Source organism: Candidatus Enterococcus avicola, assembly GCF_047470845.1.
In the GTDB taxonomy this organism is placed as follows: domain Bacteria; phylum Bacillota; class Bacilli; order Lactobacillales; family Enterococcaceae; genus Enterococcus_D; species Enterococcus_D casseliflavus.
In genome coordinates this window covers 261,314-280,371 of the sequence record NZ_JBLGTY010000002.1, presented here as the reverse complement: position 1 = coordinate 280,371, position 19,058 = coordinate 261,314, and the positions used below count along the sequence as shown (strand labels likewise).

The following is a 19,058-nucleotide window of genomic DNA, read 5'->3' as shown; positions in this document are numbered from 1 at the left end:
GCTTTTTTTGGTTAATTCGTTTCTAAATCATGTAAAAACAGACCGCTCAACAGTTTTGGTTCAAACCAAGTTGATTTTGGCGGCATAATTTCTCCCGCATCGGCGACTGCCAAAAGATCGGCCATTTGCGTTGGATACATGGAAAAGGCCAATGTCCATTCTCCGCTATCTACCAAACGTTCCAATTCTTCTGAACCACGAATTCCGCCGACAAAATCAATGCGTTTGTCTGTCCGCACATCTTGGATCGCGAAAATATCAGCCAGCACATATTGTTGTAAAAGTGACACATCCAGCTGTCCTACCGCATCTTGCGGCACAGCTTCCGGCTTGATGGTCAACTCCCACCACGCATGGTTTAGATACAGATGAATCGAACCACGTTGCGCTGGTTTCTTCCTTGTAGTTTCTCGAATCGTAAAATGCTGGGCTGCCTGCTCAAAAAAGTTTTCTGGGACTGGTACCCGCAAAACCCGATTGTATTCCCAAATCGCTAATTCATTTTCTGGGAATAAAATCGCTAAAAAGCGGTCGCTTTCTTGACTGCTTTGGCCATCGGCTCGCTTTTGCAAGCCGACTTTGACTGCTGACTCTGTGCGGTGATGTCCATCCGCAATATAAAGGGCATCTACAGCTTGAAACTGCTGGGCAAAAGAGGCGACTAGCGCTGGATCATCGATCAGCCAAACACGATGTTGCACCTCATGATAGCTGACAAAATCATAGATTGGTGCATGCTCTGCTTGCCACGCATCGATCGCTTCTTTGACTGCTGCTGGTTGCCGATAGCTCAAGAAAATCGGACTTGTATTGGCATCACATGCCAGAATATGATTGATCCGATCGATTTCTTTTTCTGGACGGGTAAACTCGTGTTTCTTGATTTTCCCAGCGACATAATCATCGATCGAGGTACAGGCGACAAGCCCAGTTTGCCTTCTGCCAGCCATCGTCAATTCATACAAATAATATGCGGGCGCCGTTTCTTGAATCAACCAGCCTGCTTCTTGAAAAGATGCAAGATTTTCCGCCGCTTTTTGATACACCTGTGGATCATAAGGATCGATTCCTGGCAAGTCGATCTCCGAACGGTCGATGTGGAAATAGCTGTAAGGATTGCCTTGCGCAAACGCTGCGGCTTCTTGTGAATTGACCACGTCATACGGTAGCTCGGCCACTTTTTCTGCCAATGAGGCTTCTGGACGAATGGCTTTAAACGGAAATACTTGAACCATTAATACCCAACCTCCTGATTCTTGATGACCCGTACACGAACGATGTTTTCGTTCTCCCGCAGTTTATCGGCTAATTGATTCAATAAGGCTTCATCTTCAGAAGCGACATCGGCTAGGGTGTAAGCAAAGTCTTCCCGTCCACGATTCAGCATATTGTCGATATTGATTCCAGATTCCGCAATGATCGATGAAATCTGACCTAACATATTCGGTACATTGCGATTGATGATCGTCAGACGATAAGGCGAATGAAAAGCCATCTCAACAGTTGGAAAATTCACTGAGCGCTTGATGGTCCCAAATTCCAAGAATTTTTTCAATGTTCGGGCTGCCATCTTGGCACAGTTGACTTCAGCTTCTTCTGTTGATGCACCTAAATGCGGCAAGACGAGGACTTTTTCATTGTGCAGCAATTGTTCATCCGCAAAATCAGTCGTATAGCCCGCTAAACGGTCGGCTTTTAACGCACGTAAAACGGCATCTGTATCGACGATTTCTTTACGAGAAAAGTTGAATAGCTTCGTTGTTGGTTTCATTTTCGCAAGTTCGGCTTCCCCGACGAGATGATGCGTGTTTTCCATTAGCGGCACATGAACCGTAATAAAATCACAGGTTGAAAAGACTTCCGCAATATCATTTGCACGCTTGACCCGACGAGAGATCGTCCAAGCAGTATCCACTGACACGTAAGGATCATAACCGACTACTTCCATCCCTAGACGATAAGCATCGTTGGCGACCATCGCTCCAATAGAACCAAGGCCGATGATTCCTAACTTTTTGCCTTCTAACTCTGTTCCAGCAAATTGACTTTTTTGCGCTTCTGCTTGTTCTTCCACATTATCACCGCTCAAGGTTTGGACCCATTGGGCACCTCGTAAAATCGGACGGACACTTAAGAGCAGACTAGCGATCACTAATTCTTTGACCGCATTGGCATTGGCGCCTGGCGTATTAAAGACGACGATCCCTTTTTCAGTACATGCTTTGACGGGAATGTTGTTGGTCCCAGCCCCTGCACGGGCAATACCTAAGACACTTTCAGGAAAAGCGTAATCGTGCAATTTCTGGCTGCGCAGCAAAATCCCTTGCGGTTGGTCGCTTTCGTTGATGGCATACTTTTCTTTTTCTAAACGCTGTAATCCTTCTGGTGCGATCGCATTGAATGTTTTGATTTGGAACATTTATTTGACCTCCGCTTCAAATGATTTCATAAAGTCGACTAACGCTTGAACGCCAGCTAATGGAAAGGCATTGTACAAGCTTGCTCGCATTCCTCCAACGGAACGATGCCCTTTCAAGTTCTCAAAGCCAGCTTTGACAGCTTCTTCATTGAAGCGCTGATCTAATGCTTTATCCCCTGTCACAAAAGGAATATTCGTTAGTGAACGGCTATCAACAGCCACAGGACTACTGTAAAGAGCCGAGGCTTCGATCGTTTCGTATAAAAGCGCCGCTTTTTGGCGGTCTTGTTCTAAAATGGCAGGAATGCCGCCTAATTCTTCCAACCATTCAAACACCAATTTAGCAATATAGATAGCATACGTTGGTGGTGTATTGTACAATGAGTCATTTTTAGCCTGTAGACGATAATCCAGCATTGGAGCGAAGACAGCATCATCATTGAGTAAATCTTCTCGGATAATCACTACCGTCAACCCTGCAGGACCAATATTCTTTTGGGCCCCAGCATAAATCACACCGAAGTCTTCTACGCGATAGTCATTGGCTAAAATATTTGAGGACATATCCGCTACGATCGGCACGTTGCCAGCCTGCGGAATCGTTTGAAAGGCCGTCCCTTCAATGGTATTGTTCGTGGTGATATGCAAATAAGCCGCTTCTTGATCGATCGCATCTTCTGAAATTTCTGGAATATAGGTAAAGTTTTGATCCTCACTAGAGGCAACAACTTCCACCGTCACGTTTCCAAGCGCTTTTGCTGCTTCAATAGCTTTCTTCGACCAAGAACCGGTATTTACGTATAAGGCTTTTTTGTTTTGTGCAAGATTTAAAGGGATCATACTGAATTGGAGACTCGCGCCGCCTTGTAAAAACAGTACCTGATAGTTTTCAGGAATTCCCATCAATTTTCGTAAAAGTGCTTCTGCATCTTTAATGATCGCTTCAAACAAGGAGGACCGATGACTCAGCTCCATAACGGACATCCCACTTCCGCGGTAATTCAAAAGTTCGGATTGTGCTTTCTCCAATACGGGACGGGGCAATACGGCAGGACCAGCTGAAAAGTTATAAACTGTCATACAAAAAATCTCTCCTTTATGTTAGATGTGAAAATCATTATAACAGATAGCCGAAAATGAAAAAAGCCTTAAAAGAGAAAATAATTTTGAATTTTCAGAAAAGACTACCAATTTCTTAACGTTCGTCATTTCGGCATTTTTTCAAACAGCCAGCGAGAAATTTCATTGTAAACGATCTCGCGGTTGCGCTCATTCAAAATCTCATGACGTCCCTGCTCAAGCAAATACATCGTCACGTCAGCATTTTGCTTCAGCTGCTGAGCCAATTGGCGGACGCTTTTGCCATAGTGCCCCACAGGATCATCTGCACCTGAAATCAAGAGCAGCGGCAATTCTGGATCAATCCTGCGCAGTTGATCCGGATCACTGGCAGCTTGCGTCAATGTAAAGAGATCCTTGTAAGCCGCTAAGGAAAAATGAAATTGCGTGTAAGGGTCCTTCAAGTAGCGATCCACTTGTTGCGGATCACTGGTCAACCAATCCTTGGCGGTCCGATTGGGACGAAAACGCCGGTTGTGCTGGCCAAAAACCAGCTGTTCCATTACGTGATAAGGCCATTGCTGAGCGGCAAACGGGCGCAACAAGTTCGTGACAAGTTTGCCTCCTTGCATCAGCACGGCTTTTTCCATCGTGGTGCCCATGATGATCGCTCCTGACAATGGATGTGGCTGACTAAACAAATAATTCCGCAACACCAGAGACCCCATACTGTGCCCTAAGATAAAGTATGGTCGGTCTGGGTAGCAAGCAGCTGCGTACTGATGGACCACTCTCACATCTGCCACTAAATAGTTGGCGCCCTCTTTTTCACCAAAATGCCCATAGGCCTGTGTTTCCTTCACGGATTGCCCATGCCCTAAGTGATCATGACCGACCACCGCATAGCCTTGCGCAGTCAAACATTCCGCAAACTCGTGGTAACGTTCAATGTGTTCGATCATTCCGTGAACGATTTGCACGACTGCTTTCGGCTGTTCTTCTGGCAGCCACGTTTTGACAAAAAGCTGATCCTTCCCATTTGATGAAGTCAGCTTTTCTTGATTCATCCTCATAGTTCGCACCTCTTTTGCTTTTTCTTTTCCCTTCGCCAAATAAAACGGTCGTTTTCTTTATTATACATGGAATTTTAGGCTATGGCGGTAGGAGTTGGGAATTTTCAAGGGAAAAAAATCCTGCCACATTGTCTAAAGACAAAGTAGCAGGAGTCAAGCGATCATCACCCATCGCTTGGATTAAAAAAACTTCCTCATTATTCTTTATTGGAATTTGACGATTTCTAAACGATCAATACTTAGCGTGTCAACCCCAATCTCAGACGAAAGGGTGATTTCCTGCGATCCTTTCGGTAACTTCATGCGGACTTGTAGCGGTTGATAATATTCGGAAGGATAGACATCCACCACGTGACTTGCTTGTTTCGTTTCAATCTTGACCTGAATTGGGTCATTTAAGGAGAGATAATCAGTGGTTTTGACATAGGCAATCACCAGAAATTCATCTGATTCTTCAATCTGAGGGGTAAAGATAATTTTGTCAGTCGTTGATTCAAAGCCTTGGACGACTTTCTTAGAGAGTGCTGCCTCATCTTCGACAAGCGCTAAATCGCCTTCCAACAAAGCACGGCTAGCAGTTAATCGCAGTCGATTCGGCTCAGATTTTGGCAACGCTTGAACATGCCACTCATCCAAAGGAGCTTCCAGTAGGACTTTATCCTCTTGATCCCAACCAAACTTTTGCAAGCGGATCGAACGGTCCCAGCCCGAATGATCCCACCGAGCAGCGTGATAAATCAACCAGTCTTCAGAACCATCTTTTGATTTGGCAAATCCATTATGACCAGGTCCATAGACAGTGTTTGTCTGTTGGAAAATCGGCTCTGGTTCCTTTTGCCAATTCGCTCTTTCTAGGGGATCATCAGCTACATCTAGGGTCATAAGACCAAGAGCGTAATCATTGTCCCAGCTTCCACTGGCAGAGTATACCAAATTGACTGTTTCGTCTTTGATAATCACTTGAGGGGCTTCATTGATCAATGGTGTTTGCCGCATTTCCCATTCATATTCTGGTTCTGAGATAAGCCGTTTCTCCCCAATCACTTCCGTAGGGGAGGCCATTTCCGCTAAATAAAGATTTTGCGCAACATTTTCATACCCTTCCCAGCCCGACCAAAGGAAATAGCGTTTGTCATTGATCTCTAAGACTGTTCCATCAATCGCAAATTTATCATCCATCCCTTTGATCTCTTCCAATTGCCACTCACCCATGTAAGGATCTTTTTGATGATTGACTAATGCGTACATACGATGCGTTTCTGAAGGACGATTAGCCGCGAAATACATCACCCAGCGATCATCTAAGTAATGAAGCTCGGGTGCCCAGATACTTTCAAATTCTGCTGGCATTTCCCAGATGACCTTTTTTTCACCAGCAGCAACGTGAGAGAGGTTTTCAGCACGCCAGAGTGTTAAATTATTCCCAGTCGTTTTGGTATAATAAAAGAACGCTTCCGTTTGCAAGATCCAAGGATCTGCCCCGTCATTATCGATAATTGAAGTAAAATCGGACACTTCTTCCCCTGGATCAGTTCCTGTGCTACAACCGGTTATCATCAAGATACTTACTCCACTGAGCCAAGCTGCTGATTTCCCCATTGGACATCGCCCCTTTCCTTACCAATCATTTTATTCTACCTGCGGTGGATGAAACTGCTCATTGATCTCTTTAATCGCCGCCAAATCAACTTTTGGTTGGCGGTCATAGGTCAGTAATCCATTGATTTCTTGTTCAACATCTGTCAACTGAGTGTAGCAATAGCCCCAGAGCCCGACAGAATCATAAACAGCTGTCATGATTCGCTGATAATCCTTCAAGAAATCTTGTTGATTTTCCACTGAGGTATAGCCCCAACCGGGTTGCCCCGAAACATCGAAGCCAATACCGCCAAACTCGGTCAATAAAATAGGCTGATCCTGATAAGAAAATCCTCCAGCGAAAATCGGCCACGGGGTCGATACTCGATTCACCAATTTTTCTCTCGTGCTGAGACTGTCTTTGAAGTATAGATATTTTTGCCGCTCAGATTCTTGCCCATGCGCATAATTATGAATCGCACAAATATCTGTCTCCGTCATCGCCCAACCATCATTTGAAATAACCAACCGTTGCTGGTCTAGCGAATGGATAAAGTGATACATCGCTTGAGAAAAATGCTGTTGCTGACGATCAAATGATATTTTTGGCACCCCCCAGCTCTCGTTGATTGGGACCCAAGTAACGATCGAAGGATGACTATAATCTCGAGTAATGATTTCTGCCCACTCTTGCATCAAGCGCGTTACCGAAAGATCGGTATAGATTGCCGGCGCCGCACACTCTCCCCAAACAAGAAATCCTAATTTATCTGCCCAATATAAAAAGCGTGGGTCTTCTGTTTTTTGGTGTTTTCGGCAACCATTAAATCCCATTTCTTTGGCCAATAAGATGTCTTGTTTAAAGTCCTCATCTGTTGGTGCAGTTAACAAGCCGCTCGGCCAATAGCCTTGATCGAGAACCAACTTCTGGTAGTAAGGCTTGTTATTTAAGTAAATCATACCGTTTTCTGTATGTATTTTACGCATACCAAAATAACTTTTTAGCTGATCGATGGCATTCCCTGCTTCTCTAAGCGTCAATTCAACATCAAATAATTGCGGCTTTTCAGGTGTCCAAGACCAGCCTTCGTGGTGAAAATTCGTCCGAAAAATTTCTTGCTGGAAAATATCAACTGCAAGACTCAACTTAGAAGTGATAAAGTCTGCCTTTCCGCTGGTAACTAAAACATCTTTAAAATAGATTTGATATTCTAAGACTACTTGCGGCTGTAACTGGTTCAGTTCTACATCGACCTTCACGGCGCCAGCATCAAAATCACTCGTAAATTTCACCTGTTGCAGATGGGTTTCAGCAACTACTTCAAGCCAGACTGGCTGCCAGATCCCTGTTGAGTTTGTGTACCAGATTCCTGCTGATTCTTCTTCCCAAAATTGTTTCCCCCGTGGAATGCTTTCATCAAAATGCGGGTCAAATGCTCGCACACTTAGTATTTGCTCTTGTCCAGATACTAGAGCATCCGTGATGTCTATAGCAAACGAGGTATGCCCTCCGCAATGATTTTTCACATGATTTCCATTGACAAACACATCTGCTTCATAGTCCACCGCCCCAAAATGCAAAAGGACACGACTTTTTTCAGGGACTTGCACATCGAAGGTCCGATAATACCATACAACGTCGTGCACTTCTCGATGATCAATGCCGCTCAATGCACTTTGATAGACAAAGGGAACATTGATCTTGTACGGATAGTTTGCTTCGTTTGTGTACCACTTTTCTTTTAAACCAAGATTTTGGTCATCAAAGGCAAATTGCCATTCACCATTTAAACTTAACCAATTTTCTCTCTCAAATTGCGGTCTCGGGTATTCTTCTCTACTCATATTTCCTCCAAAAACAAATTATTTTATGCCACTTTGCAACGACATTGACGCCATAAAGCTTTTTTGCGCCACCAAATACAATAAAAAGGTAGGGATCAAAGCCAAGATTGCTCCGGCAGTTCCAATTCCCGGATAGGTCATGTATTGCCCTTGTAGCAATTGCAGCCCCGGTGTAATCGGTAATTTATCAATATCGTTTATCACGATCGATGGCCACAAGAAGTCATTCCATGAGCCAGTAAAACTAAATAACGCAACCACCGTCAATACAGGTTTGATCAACGGTAAAATGATATGATAAAAGATTTGAAACTCGTTGGCCCCATCGATCACAGCCGATTCATCCAATTCTTTAGGAATCCCTAAAATGAACTGCCGAACAAGGAAAATGTTATAAACACCTGCTGCTCCAGGAACGATGACTGCCAGAAATGTATTGGTCCAACCTAACGTATCAACGATTTTAAAATTTGGGATCAAATTGACCACCCCGGGAAACATCATCGTTCCTAACAATAAGGCAAAAATCAAATCTCTCCCCTTAAAGGTGAGTCGTGTATAGCCATAAGCCGCAAACGAGACGATCACCATAACTAACAGCGTATGTGAAGTTGAAATAATCATTGAATTCACAAACCAGCGGAACACAGGAGAAGAATCATTGCCATGTAACAAGCCCAAAAAGTTAGCCAGCGTCCAATCTTGCGGAATCAAACTGAACCCAACCTTTTGAATCTCTGCCTCCGATTTAAACGAGGTAAAAATTGCCCATATTAAAGGAAAGATCCAAATCACACAGACGATCGCTAGCAAAATAAAGGCAATTCTTTTCCCTAGTTTGTTTTCTCGCATCTTCATCCCTCCTATCTTTCCATTTTTTTGATGACCATAAATTGCACAATCGAAACTGCCATGATTACAAAACCTAGTAGAATGGCCATCGCTGAAGAAATTCCTGCAACCGAGGTACTACTACCAAAGGCATTTTCTTGGATGTACATCATCAACACGCGAGTAGAATTGTTGGGTCCGCCTCCCGTCAGCATTAGTGGCTGACCATAAATATTAAACTGAGCGATGGTCGTCATGACCGTGGTAAAAACAAGCTGGTTGCGAATACTCGGCAAAGAAATACGGAAAAATTTCGTGATACTATTCGCACCATCTAATTCTGCTGCTTCTAACTGCTCTTTGGAGACGCCATTTAATGCAGCAACATAAATAATTAGATTCCCACCTAATGTCCACCAAATCGTCACGATCAAAATAGCGATCCATGCCCATGGTTGCGTGCCTACAAAATTGATGTCGATACCGAATACTTCTTTGATCGGTCCAAAAGATTTGCTCAAAAGGAACCCCCAAATAATCATGACGGCAGAGATTGCAAATAATGTTGGCAGGTAGAGAATCGATTGAAAAAAACGCATCATTTTTGGTTTAGCAGATAATGCAACCGCTAGCAACAAGGGAATTACAATACATAACGGAACGGAGATTGCCGCAAAAAACAGCGTATTTTTCATTCCATTAAAAAATTGCGTATGATACAACGAGTCTTGATCAAACAAAATCGTTTTAAAATTATCAAACCCGACAAAAATCGGTGTACTGAACAGATCCCATTCAGTAAAAGAAACATAGATCCCAATCACTGCAGGAACTAAAAAGAATAAAAGAAAAAGGAGCATATGCGGACCAATAAAAACGATTGGCCAGCCATTTAACCTTTTTTTCATCAATACCCATCCTTCCTTGTATTTCTAGTGCAGCTCTCAACAAGAAACGACTGTGACAGCCCTTTAAGCCTCCCCATCAGAATTCCTACCCTATCAAAAAATGGACTGAATTCTTTTATGGTCGCTTTTCCTTCTGCCACAGCCTCCACGTGAGAAGATTATTTCATCTTTTCTTCTACAACTTTTTGGATCTCACCAAAAGTCGTTTGAATATCTGCTTTTCCTGTGATCATGTCCCATGAGCGATTATCATATTCACCAAAGATATATGATAAGCCATCAACTGCGTTAACAGAAATTGCCGCTTGTCCTTTTTCTGTCTTCAATAAGAAGGATTGTGGCATCTCAACATATTCTTCATTGTCTAGCATTGCTAAGGAAGTAGGATTTGCACCTGATTTGACCCACTCCAATTGGTTTGCTTGTAACCAAGTCAGAAAGTCGACCATGCCACTTTTCTTTTCATCGGAACGTTCCTCGTTCGTTTTGAACATCGCAAACTGATCGACGCCTGAACCTTGAATGATATGTTCCGCATCCCATTGAGGAGTAAATGTTTGACCCCAAGTGAAATCACTGATTTCTTCCATATTACTTAGCATCCATGTTCCTTCTGGAAGAAAAATCAGCTGTTGGTTTGCAAAAAGCTTATTTGCATCTTCACCATCTGGGACCATGTAGCCGGCATCGTATAAATCCTTAAACTCTTGAACGGCATTGTAAGAAAACTCATTATCGATATTGATGTTTCCTTGTGCATCTTGCCATTCCCCACCCATTTGTTGGTAGAGATTCGAATAATTCTGCATGCCCCATGTATAGCCAAAACTATAGATTCCATCTGCTTTTGCTTTTTCCCCAGCTTGTCTGATTTCTTCATACGTCACTACGCCATCATCCAACGCTCCTGGAACATATTTATCCACCAAATCTTGGTTGTAATACATCACCCACGAACCCATGGTTGCCGGAATCCCATATTGACTATCATCCACTACACCAGTGTCCCAAGCAGCTTCTACGTAGTTTTCCCGTGCCAATTCTGTCCCATCGATCATGTCATCCCAAGTTTCAAGCATGTCTTGGTGTTTATACGTAGGCAAAGCTTCTGAGGCGATCAAAGCCAAATCAGGGACACCTTTCCCCGATTTCCCCGCAGTCGTCAACTTTGAAGTAAAGGTGTCACCTTGCATGCTTACTAACTTCACTTTAAAGTCTGGGTCTGTTTCATTGTATTGATCAATCGTTTTTTTGATTTTTTCACCGTCCGGTCCTGTTGTCGAAGACCAAAGCAAAATTTCTGAATTATTACTTGAGCTACCACTTCCGCCACAAGCAGCTAACAACACTGTACATAATAAGCTTGTCCCTACTAAAACAATTGATTTACTTACTTTCATTTTTTACACTCCTTTTAATTTAACTAAAAAGTAAAATGATATCCAGTTATCAATAAACATAATTGTTAGACTATTGTCGAATAATGTTTACACCGTAAAGTTACTATAAATATAAAGCGCTGTCAACATCATTTTAACAAGGTATAGCTAAAAAATCATCATTTTACTATTTGGTAAATTCAAAAGGTTGTGTTATAATTAAACCATCTTTTCATTAAACATTTTAGTATAACGAGGTGATCGCTATGGAATTGGATCTAACAAACGCATCTTTACCGATCTACGAAGCACTAGCAAATGAAACTCGCTTAGCGATTTTAAGAGAATTAGGCGATAAGAAGAAAAGCATCAGTGAAATTGGACAAAAATTAGCAATCAGCAATGCTTTGATGACCAAACATATCCGTAAACTCGAAGAAGCTCAGTTGATCAAAACAGAAAAAGGATCGGGGCTAGACTGGAAGAAAAAATATTTATCTCTAAAAACTGATTTCATCAATATCAATTTCCCAGCAAAAGTGTTTCCAGAAATGAATCTAACCTCCCAATCCGTGAAAATTGGCCACTTCACCGATTTTAAAGCTGAGCCTTCTTGTGGAATGGCGACCAAAGACCGCTTGATTGGCGCCTTAGATGATCCAAAATCTTTTCTGGATCAAGAACGTGTTGATGCAAGTATCATCTGGCTAAATAACGGTTTTTTAGAATACAAAATCCCAAATCCTTTGAAAAATGGTGAAAAAATCGAATTACTAGAAATTAGTATGGAGATCGCTTCAGAGTTCCCAATTTCGAATAACTATTGGCCCAGCGATCTTTCCTTTTACTTAAACAATCACTGCATCGGTAGCTATACCGTACCAGGAAACTTTTCGGATGTCAGAGGTTCTCTGACTCCGCAATGGTGGATCGATGAGTTCAGTCAATATGGATTACTTAAGCATTTACGCATCAATCGCTATGATACTTCCCTCGATGGAGAAAAATTAACCGATCACAACCTGAATGAAATCGACTTAGACCACAGTGATTTTTTCACCTTTAAAATTGCTGCACCTGCAACTGCCGAAAATGCTGGTGGTTTGACCATCTTCGGCGATCGATGGGGAAATTATCCTCAAGATTTATTGTTCAATTTTTACGTATCGGAATAACTGTTATCGTTTCATTACACAAAAAAAGCACGTAGCGAAAAGAGATCACTCCCTCAGCTAGTGCTTTTTTCTATTCTCTTACGCTGTGGCAAAAATGCGTTCGATCAACTGCATCACTGCTCGGACTTCTTCGTTTTTAACGATAGGTTCGGCACCGTTGCGTACAACGTTGTAAAAATTCTTGTAGAAAGGTTCAAAATCTGCTTCGGCTTTCGGGAAAGGAATTTCTTTGGCTGCCAATTCCGATGGGGGTGCCATCGTTTTCGTCAAGCCGACGCCTGCTTGGACTGGTTTTGGTGCTGCCACATCTTCGCGACCTGTTGCTTGCACCATTTCCCCATTTAAATCCCAATCGGTGATGGTGGCTGTTCCTTCTGTTCCTTTGATGTACCAGCGAGGCAATTGCGTGTAATTGGAGGTTCCAACTTCCACGATTGCTTTGACCCCATTTTCAAAGGTAATCAAAGCGAAGAACCCATCATCGACTTCTTCCCCCAACACAAAGCTAAGATCCGCTTTAACATCTTTCACTGGACTGTCGATCAGCCATAGCATTTGATCCAGCAAGTGAACGCCCCAGTCTAAAAGCATTCCCCCACCTTGTTTTTTCACATGGCGCCAGTCTCCTGGGATGCCGTTTGCCCCTTGGACCCGTGACTCTAATTGGAACAAATCACCGATCTGTCCATTACGGTACAGTTCGCGTACAAGTAGAAAATCAGGATCCCAACGGCGGTTTTGGTGAACCATAAAGGTATTGCCAGTTTCTTGGGCAACCGCCACGATCTCATCTAGTTCCGCAGTATTCAGCGCAACAGGCTTCTCGCAAACAACATGTTTGCCGGCTTTCAACGCAGCGATCGATAACTCTTTGTGCAAGTCATTAGGTGTGGCGATCAATACTGCTTCGATCGTCTCATCGGCTAAGACTTCATCATAGCTTTTAAAGATCTTATGGCCTTTTTCTTGGGAGATCGCTTGACGTTCTTCATTGATATCGTAAGTCCCTACGATGTGGATTCGTTCGTTTTCATTTGGTAAGATATTGTGGACATGGTACGCACCCATGCCGCCATATCCGATTACTGCAAAATTGATTGCACTCATGTCTGACACTCCTCGGTTTTCTTCTTATGCCCACCACATGGATGAAGCTTCTTCACGGATCATAATCGTCTTCAAGTTACTGATGGCACGAGTCAGTCCTTCATCAATGGACATGATTGGATCTTCATGTTCAATACTCAAGACATAATCATACCCATAAATTCTAAGCGCAGAAATAATATCTGACCAGACTTGTAAGCTGTGGCCGCAACCGACTGAACGGAAGGTCCAAGCTCGGGTTTTGACATTGCTATATGGTTGCATGTCCGTCAAGCCATGCATGTTGATATTGTCTTGGTCCAAATACGTATCTTTGGCATGGAAGTGATGGATTGCATCGGCTTCCCCTAAGATTTTGACCGCTGCCACTGGGTCGATCCCTTGCCACCATAAATGGCTTGGATCCAAGTTACAGCCGATGGCTTTACCCGCAGCATCCCGCAGTTTCAACATCGTATAAGGGGTATGTGCCAAAAAGCCACCATGAAGTTCGATTCCGATTTTCACACCAGCCGCTTCCGCTTCCGTGTTGATGCCTTTCCAATAAGGAATCAGTTTTTGTTCCCATTGATAATTATAATTGTCATCGTATTCCGTTGGCCATGGCAATACTGGCCAGTTGACTTGTGTATCTGTTGCATTCCCGCCTGAAACGCCTGAAAATCCATTCACAACAGGTACATTCATTAAGCTGGCTAATTTGATGGTTTTGCGCAAAAGTTCATCGGCTTCTTGCGCTTCTGCTTTTAATGGAGAGATTGGGTTGTTGTGACAGCTCAAAGCTGAGATTTCCAATCCTTTATCAGCTAATTTCGCTAAGTATTCTTTTCGCTCTGCTTCACTTGCTAGTAAACGGTCAATGTCTAAGTGGGCATTGCCTGGAGAACCACCGGTACCGATCTCGACGGTTTGCAGCCCTTTTTTCGCTACTTCATCGATCATTTCTTCAAAGCTAAGTTGATTGAATAACGGGGTAAAAACACCTAATTTCATTTTCTTTCCTCCTCAATTGCTTGAAAATGCCCATATGTTGGGTAACGATTTTCTGTTGGTGCACACCAGCGAGCCGCATTTTGGATCACTTTTTGCACTTTGGGATTGTAATAGCTTGGGAATGTCTCATGACCAGGCTGGAAATAGAAGATCTTGCCATTCCCACGGCGGAATGTACAGCCGCTACGGAAAACTTCACCACCAGGGAACCAGCTGACAAAGATCAATTCGTCCGGCGCTGGAATATCAAAGTGCTCGCCATACATTTCCTCTTGCTCTAGTTCGATCCATTCGCCGACTCCTTCAACAATTGGGTGGCTTGGATTGACATTCCAGATCCGCGCATGCTGATCGTCTACTCGCCATTTCAAATCGCACGACGTTCCCATCAAGGTTTTAAAGATTTTCGAAAAATGACCAGAATGCAAGACGATCAGTCCCATTCCTTCCCATACACGCTGCTGCACACGAGCAACGATAGCATCATCGACTTCTTCGTGCGCCATATGGCCCCACCAAACCAACACATCCGTGTCAGCCAATACTTGCTCCGTCAACCCGTGTTCTGGTTCATCAAGGGTCGCCGTTCGCACTTGGAAATCATCCTCTTCTAAAAACTTGGCAATTTGACCATGGATTCCTTCTGGATACATTTTTTGGACAGTCTCATTCGTTTTTTCATGACGAAACTCGTTCCATACCGTAACGTGGATCATTGGTAGACCTCCTCTACGATGTTTTTTAATTGCAGATAATCAATCCCGCTGGCTTCTAAAGGAGCGAATTTTTGAAACGCTTCCTGCTCGACGATCAACCATGGTAGTTCTAATGCTTTAGCTGCTTCTACATACGACTTGATTGGTAAAATCCCATTGCCGATCTCGGTGCTTTCCTGCGGCTGCTCTTGCATATCTTTGATATGAACCAAGCCGACCCTCGTTTCGCGTTCCTTTAGCCAAGGTAAAACAGCCACGTTTGCAAAGGCTAACCAGTAAAGGTCGGCTTCCAAACGCAGTTGCGGATTGTCTTTGATCAGTTCATCGATCATGGATTCTCCAGCAACTTCAGTAAATTCATGGGCATGGTTGTGGTAGTAGCAAGTCAGCCCTTCTGCTTGCAACTTTTGGGTGATCTGGGTCAGCTCCGCAGCAAAGGCTTGCCATTTTTCCAAAGAATCAAAACTGGCATACGGAATGACGATCCGTTGATTGCCAATCGTTTTTTCAAAAGCGACGGTTTCTTCAAAACGATCTCGCAATGCTTCAAACGGGATATGGGAAGCCGCGACCGCCAAATCCAACTGCTCAAGCATTTCTTTGATCTGAGCAGCACTGTGTCCATGATAACCGGCAAATTCAACACCGTCATAGCCGTTTTGTTTTACTGTTTTCAACGCTTCAAAAAGGTCTGTCTTGCAGTCCTCTTGAATACTCCAAAGCTGTAAAGCGATTTTCGGTTTTGTCATTTATGCTCGCTCCTTTTCTTCCAGCGGTTCTTATAGGTAGACTGGCTCACCGGTTTGCGATGATTTGTAGATTGCTTCTAAAATCTCCGTCACGACCATTGCTTCTTCAGGTTTGACCACTGGTTCGGTATCGTTGATGATCGCATGGATCCACGATTGTGCTTCTAAAATTTCTGGCGTTTCGCCGTTTCCTTCATAAAAATCAACGCCGCCTGTTTCAAGTTCGATATTTTTTTCATACAGCAAACTGTGGTCTTCTCCGTTGATGGTCAAACCGTTGTTCATATCCGCACCCGCTTTGCTGCCCATCAATGTCGTTTTGGCTTCTTTCACATCCAAGCTGTTGAGCGCCCAGCTAGCTTCTAAGAAAATCGTTGCGCCATCTTCCATGACCACAAAACCAAAGGCCGAATCTTCTACTGAGAATTTCTCTGGATCCCAAGGACCCCAAGCATTTGCGGCATTTTTGGTTTGCGACAACTCATGATACGCTTTTCCGACAACAAATTTTGGTTTGTAATTGTTCATCATCCATAAGGTCAGATCCAATGCGTGGGTACCAATATCGATCAACGGACCGCCGCCTTGCGCTTCTTCATCAAGGAAAACACCCCAAGTTGGCACAGCCCGACGTCGAATCGCATGAGCTTTCCCAAAATAAATGTTTCCTAACTGTCCTTCGGCGCACACTTCATGAAGATAACGAGAATCTTTTCTAAAACGGTTTTGGTAGCCGATCGTGAGTTTTTTCCCTGTTCGGTTAGCTGCTTCGATCATTGCTTTGGCTTCTGCCGCTGTTTTTGCCATTGGTTTTTCACACATGACATGACAATCCGCTTCTAGTGCGGCAATCGTCAACTCAGCATGTGAGGCGTTTGGTGTACACACATGGATCACATCTAGATCAGCTTGTGCCAACATTTCTTGATAATCGCTGAATACTTGGGCATCTTCGGTCCCAAATGCTGATTTCGCTTCAACTGCACGTTCAACCAGCAGATCACAAAAGGCAACCATTTCTACTTCTTCTACTTGAGACAAGGCAGGCATGTGTTTGCCGTTTGCGATCCCACCGCACCCAATGATTCCAACTTTAACTGTCATATCTTTCCTCCTGAAAACGCTTATTATTTTCTACCCCCTCATTATAGCGAAACATCGAAAGCAGTTCTTCCCAGTTTCCATTGAAAAAATTCCCGAAAATTATCTTATGAAACTTTAACAAAAAGAACCACTCCACAATTTATGCAAAGCGCTTAAAAAAACACTATCGAGAAAAAAATAGTGCCAAATTGACAAAAAAACAGTCGACAAGCAAAGGCTCATCGGCTGTTTCTATCAATTTTGATTCAGTTGTTTCTGGTACTGCAACGGTGATTGACCAACGGCTTCCTTAAAGACATGGTGAAATGTTTTGACACTGGCAAAACCTGCTTTTTCAGCGACTTCTGCCATGGGGATCTTTTCATTGGCCAAGATAAATTTGGCTTGATTGATGCGGTATTCCGTCAAAAACTGCATGAAGGTCTTGCCAGTATTGGTTTTAAAGAAACGCGTGAAATAATGGGGACTAAACCCTACATGTCTTGCGGTGTCCTCCATCGTCAAGACTTCTTGGTAATGAGATTCGATGTACTCAAAGACATCATTCAGACGCTGCAAGGTTTCTTTGTATTGTGCGGCCGTTCGTTTTAGCGGATTGACGGCTTGTTTGCGCTTTGGCAAACCTTGATAGCACTCCCCAATCAACTGGTAAAGCAGCCCGAGAGTCAAATAACGCTTCCCAACAACATTTTCCTCTTCCAACTGATACAACTCGATCAAGAGACCTGTTATTTTTTCCGTAAAACTCGTTGGCCAATTTTTGCTGTGGGGCTCCCCTTCTTCAAAGAGTGTCATCAAGGATACTTCATTTTCTCGAAGCAACGGCTCTTCAAAAAGCTTCATATCAAATTGATAGACATAGCGTTCACTCTCAGGCGATGCTAGAAAATAGTGGGGTTGCCCGCTGGAAAAAAGATACAGATCCCCTTCCTCCAACTCAATGATCGTATCGTCAACACCAATATTGACCGTGCCGCGCTTAGCGTAAATGATCTCGATTTCTTTATGGACATGGGGGTAAACGATGGTCAAACCATCATTTAGAAACGTTCGAAAACGAAATTCACTTTCAAATTCAGGAATTTCAAGGTACATACTCATGGCTGACCGACTCCTTCGCTCTATTCTTATTTATTATAAGCGAAAAATTGTCCAAGAGAAAACCTTTTCTCAGCCAATCATAGTTTCTTCTGCTTTTTTGTGGTATCGTATTCAAGAAAAGGAGTCTTGTTTATGAATTATTATGATCAACATCTGCATACATTTTTGTCTTTTGATTCAGATGAACAGTTTGAGAATTATCTTGCTTACCAGCCTGCCTACTTCGTTGCGACAGATCATTTCGATTTGAAGAACCCCTATTCGGGATTCCGTGATGACATTCCTGACTATGAATTACTAGTAAATACCCACCAGAAGCTGCAAGAGACCACAGCGACGAAACTCTTAAAAGGCATCGAGATTGGTGTCGTGCCTGGTCAAGAACAAGAAATCTTGCGCTATCTTGAAAGCCATCCCTATGACTTGAAATTGATCAGTATCCATCAAAACGGTACCTTTGATTATATGGACGATGCCGTGTTGAACAAGGACAAATTTGCAGTCGCCAAACAATACTTTGATCAAATGGCCCACGTGTTGGACTCGTTTTCTGACGGGCACATCGTGACCCACTTTGATTATGGCTTGCGTCGTTTCCAATTTACAGCTGAGGAATTGGCCGCCCATTTTGAAACAGAGTTAACGACGATCTTCAAAAAAATCGTTGCCCGTGACTTAGCGATGGAAATCAACGCGAAGAGCTTTGGCCCCTATCAAAATGCCCACCTTTATCAATATGCAATCCCGCTGTATCAAAGTGTCGGTGGTAAATTGTTCACCCTCGGCTCTGATGCCCATAAAGCCAGTGACTATCGGTTAGATTTTGCAGCGATGAGCGATCTATTGCGTTCCTTTGGTGTCAATCAATTAGCGGTCTTTCAAGGTAGCGAACGGTTTATGGCGGATCTGCCTGCTCAATAGCGTCACCTTTGAATGCACTCTACAACACATTTTGGATAAATGGACAAAAAACGGCGAACCCTAAAAGGATACGCCGTTTTTGCATTTTAAGAACAGATTT

Annotated in this window: 17 protein-coding genes; 2 read left to right on the top strand and 15 right to left on the bottom strand. The window is 43.3% G+C overall.

Annotated elements, in window-relative coordinates; all coding sequences use genetic code 11:
- Nucleotides 1-11 precede the first annotated feature (11 nt).
- From ACI3E5_RS03385 to ACI3E5_RS03345, 9 genes are all read right to left on the bottom strand, one after another.
- Nucleotides 12-1,235, bottom strand: a complete 1,224-nt coding sequence (locus tag ACI3E5_RS03385) for a DUF1015 domain-containing protein (protein WP_413132350.1) — start codon at nt 1,233-1,235, stop codon at nt 12-14.
- Nucleotides 1,235-2,419, bottom strand: a complete 1,185-nt coding sequence (locus ACI3E5_RS03380) for a phosphoglycerate dehydrogenase (RefSeq protein WP_016609459.1) — start codon at nt 2,417-2,419, stop codon at nt 1,235-1,237. The genes ACI3E5_RS03385 and ACI3E5_RS03380 overlap by 1 nt, the downstream gene beginning before the upstream one ends.
- Complete coding sequence (serC, locus tag ACI3E5_RS03375) at nt 2,420-3,499, bottom strand: 3-phosphoserine/phosphohydroxythreonine transaminase (RefSeq protein WP_005228215.1); 1,080 nt, start codon at nt 3,497-3,499, stop codon at nt 2,420-2,422. It abuts the gene before it with no gap.
- 125 nt (nt 3,500-3,624) lie between these two features.
- Nucleotides 3,625-4,551 (bottom strand): alpha/beta fold hydrolase, encoded by a 927-nt coding sequence (locus ACI3E5_RS03370; RefSeq protein WP_347482644.1) that lies wholly within the window; start codon nt 4,549-4,551, stop codon nt 3,625-3,627.
- A 204-nt stretch (nt 4,552-4,755) separates the two neighbouring features.
- Nucleotides 4,756-6,150, bottom strand: coding sequence for a glycoside hydrolase family 43 protein (locus ACI3E5_RS03365; RefSeq protein ID WP_413132352.1), 1,395 nt, complete (start codon nt 6,148-6,150; stop codon nt 4,756-4,758).
- A 30-nt stretch (nt 6,151-6,180) separates the two neighbouring features.
- Nucleotides 6,181-7,974, bottom strand: a complete 1,794-nt coding sequence (locus ACI3E5_RS03360) for a glycoside hydrolase family 2 protein (protein ID WP_498855849.1) — start codon at nt 7,972-7,974, stop codon at nt 6,181-6,183.
- Between the two features lie 18 nt (nt 7,975-7,992).
- The gene (locus ACI3E5_RS03355) at nt 7,993-8,826 is read right to left on the bottom strand and encodes a carbohydrate ABC transporter permease (RefSeq protein WP_142965549.1); all 834 of its coding nucleotides are present in this window, start codon (nt 8,824-8,826) and stop codon (nt 7,993-7,995) included.
- An 11-nt stretch (nt 8,827-8,837) separates the two neighbouring features.
- Nucleotides 8,838-9,713: a carbohydrate ABC transporter permease gene (locus ACI3E5_RS03350; protein WP_016609464.1), complete on the bottom strand. Its 876-nt coding sequence runs from the start codon at nt 9,711-9,713 to the stop codon at nt 8,838-8,840.
- A 158-nt stretch (nt 9,714-9,871) separates the two neighbouring features.
- Nucleotides 9,872-11,113 carry an extracellular solute-binding protein gene (locus tag ACI3E5_RS03345; RefSeq protein WP_016609466.1) on the bottom strand — a complete coding sequence of 414 codons (1,242 nt, stop codon included), beginning with the start codon at nt 11,111-11,113 and terminating at the stop codon, nt 9,872-9,874.
- A gap of 245 nt (nt 11,114-11,358) precedes the next feature.
- On the opposite strand from ACI3E5_RS03345, the gene ACI3E5_RS03340 reads away from it, so the two are divergent.
- The gene (locus ACI3E5_RS03340; protein ID WP_498820766.1) at nt 11,359-12,267 is read left to right on the top strand and encodes an ArsR/SmtB family transcription factor; all 909 of its coding nucleotides are present in this window, start codon (nt 11,359-11,361) and stop codon (nt 12,265-12,267) included.
- A gap of 78 nt (nt 12,268-12,345) precedes the next feature.
- Here the strand turns inward: ACI3E5_RS03340 and ACI3E5_RS03335 are convergent, their stop codons facing one another.
- The 6 genes from ACI3E5_RS03335 to ACI3E5_RS03310 all read right to left on the bottom strand — a co-directional run bounded on the left by ACI3E5_RS03335 (nt 12,346) and on the right by ACI3E5_RS03310 (nt 18,037).
- Nucleotides 12,346-13,374 carry a Gfo/Idh/MocA family protein gene (locus ACI3E5_RS03335; RefSeq protein WP_010749991.1) on the bottom strand — a complete coding sequence of 343 codons (1,029 nt, stop codon included), beginning with the start codon at nt 13,372-13,374 and terminating at the stop codon, nt 12,346-12,348.
- Between the two features lie 24 nt (nt 13,375-13,398).
- The gene (locus ACI3E5_RS03330; protein WP_005228209.1) at nt 13,399-14,367 is read right to left on the bottom strand and encodes a sugar phosphate isomerase/epimerase family protein; all 969 of its coding nucleotides are present in this window, start codon (nt 14,365-14,367) and stop codon (nt 13,399-13,401) included.
- Nucleotides 14,364-15,083: a ThuA domain-containing protein gene (locus ACI3E5_RS03325; protein WP_005228207.1), complete on the bottom strand. Its 720-nt coding sequence runs from the start codon at nt 15,081-15,083 to the stop codon at nt 14,364-14,366. The genes ACI3E5_RS03330 and ACI3E5_RS03325 overlap by 4 nt, the downstream gene beginning before the upstream one ends.
- Nucleotides 15,080-15,832, bottom strand: a complete 753-nt coding sequence (locus ACI3E5_RS03320; RefSeq protein WP_142965551.1) for a sugar phosphate isomerase/epimerase family protein — start codon at nt 15,830-15,832, stop codon at nt 15,080-15,082. Before ACI3E5_RS03320 ends, ACI3E5_RS03325 begins: the two co-directional genes overlap by 4 nt.
- 30 nt (nt 15,833-15,862) lie before the next feature.
- The gene (locus ACI3E5_RS03315; RefSeq protein WP_005228203.1) at nt 15,863-16,936 is read right to left on the bottom strand and encodes a Gfo/Idh/MocA family protein; all 1,074 of its coding nucleotides are present in this window, start codon (nt 16,934-16,936) and stop codon (nt 15,863-15,865) included.
- 234 nt (nt 16,937-17,170) lie between these two features.
- On the bottom strand, nt 17,171-18,037 hold the full coding sequence (locus tag ACI3E5_RS03310; RefSeq protein ID WP_005228201.1) for an AraC family transcriptional regulator: 867 nt from the start codon (nt 18,035-18,037) through the stop codon (nt 17,171-17,173).
- Nucleotides 18,038-18,169: 132 nt separating this feature from the next.
- Between ACI3E5_RS03310 and ACI3E5_RS03305 the strand changes: the two genes are divergently transcribed.
- Complete coding sequence (locus ACI3E5_RS03305; protein WP_060791485.1) at nt 18,170-18,958, top strand: PHP domain-containing protein; 789 nt, start codon at nt 18,170-18,172, stop codon at nt 18,956-18,958.
- Nucleotides 18,959-19,058 lie beyond the last annotated feature (100 nt).